Genomic DNA, 1,238 nt, shown 5'->3' with positions numbered 1-1,238 from the left:
TTGATTGTTAAGTTAGATAGGACTTACGCAGCAACTCTATCTCTCTCTATTTTTAGGGTTTCTCTTACGACCCTAATAGATAAAGGCATTGGAGATAAGGGTGTTTTTCTCCCAGTTTTGGGTAAGTCCTGATAACTTAACAATCCTGTTTTAGATGTCTTTATTTATGCCCCACCTATCAAGATATCCGGGAAGGTGAGAACCCCTACCTTTTAAAGAGGGTTTGAAGTTACCGTAAGATAGGCTCACCTTATTCAATTAACTTAAACCTTTTACCCATAACCTGCCGACCCTCATTAGCGAGCCTGTCTAAGGTTTCGTCTCCGGGATGAAACGGACGCGACGGGTTTTAAACCGTCGTGTCTATAATAGATCAAGGAGGTGATAGTAAGTTGTACAAAACAATTCCTGTAAAAGCATCATTCACTGACGAAGAAAAGGCTTTTTGGGCGTTTCAATGTGAGCAAGCAAACAGCTTGATTAATTGTGCTATTTATTACACGAAACAGAAACACTATAGCTGGCTTCAGCAGCAAGAAGAGTCCTTTACGACTTATTGGAGGGGAGATGAACTCATATCTGGTTGGAAAACCTACAAATGCCACACAAAATACCCAGAGTTAGATAAAGCGTTAAAACTGAGTCCACACTATAAGGCTATGGCTGCTCAGTCAGCTCAACAGACATTAAAGACAGTAGGGGAATCCATTGCTAGTTACAACCAATTGGTCGGCCTTTATTACAAAGGTAAAGTTGACAGACCAAAATTGCTTAGGTACAGAAAAAAGGGGGGATTGGCTGCTGTTACTTTTCCTCGTCAAGCACTCAACTACAAAAAAGGTTTATTTTACCCATCGATCAGCAAAGAAACCAAGCCTGAACTAATCACCGAAATAGTACTAGAGCCACCGGATTTTATAGATCCGGACTGGGTGAAAGAGGTAACTGTTCGCCCGTACTTAGGAGAACTGTGGATTGACTGGGTAATTGATGACGGCAAAGAACCGATATCTGATAACCAGTACCTCGACTACTCCCAAGCTTGGAGTTTTGATCACGGTGGAACGAACTGGTTGACTGGTGTTTCAACCCTTGGAAAAAGCTTGATTATTGACGGTCGAAAACTCAAGTCGATGAATCAGGGGTATTGCCGATTAGTTGCAAAATACAAGCAGGGGAAGCCCGAATTTTACTGGGATTCCAACCTCGATTCGCCGTTCGCGTAGCGTGGCCTCGGA

The 1,238-nt window shown here is 42.6% G+C and carries 1 pseudogene; it reads left to right on the top strand.

What is annotated here, in order from left to right:
- Positions 1–392 precede the first annotated feature (392 nt).
- Positions 393–1,211, top strand: a pseudogene (locus F6K53_RS43555) (RNA-guided endonuclease TnpB family protein); the annotation flags it as partial.
- Positions 1,212–1,238 lie beyond the last annotated feature (27 nt).

It is taken from the genome of Moorena sp. SIO4A1 (assembly GCF_010672065.1).
GTDB lineage: Bacteria > Cyanobacteriota > Cyanobacteriia > Cyanobacteriales > Coleofasciculaceae > Moorena.
This window is presented reverse-complemented; position numbering and strand designations above follow the sequence as displayed.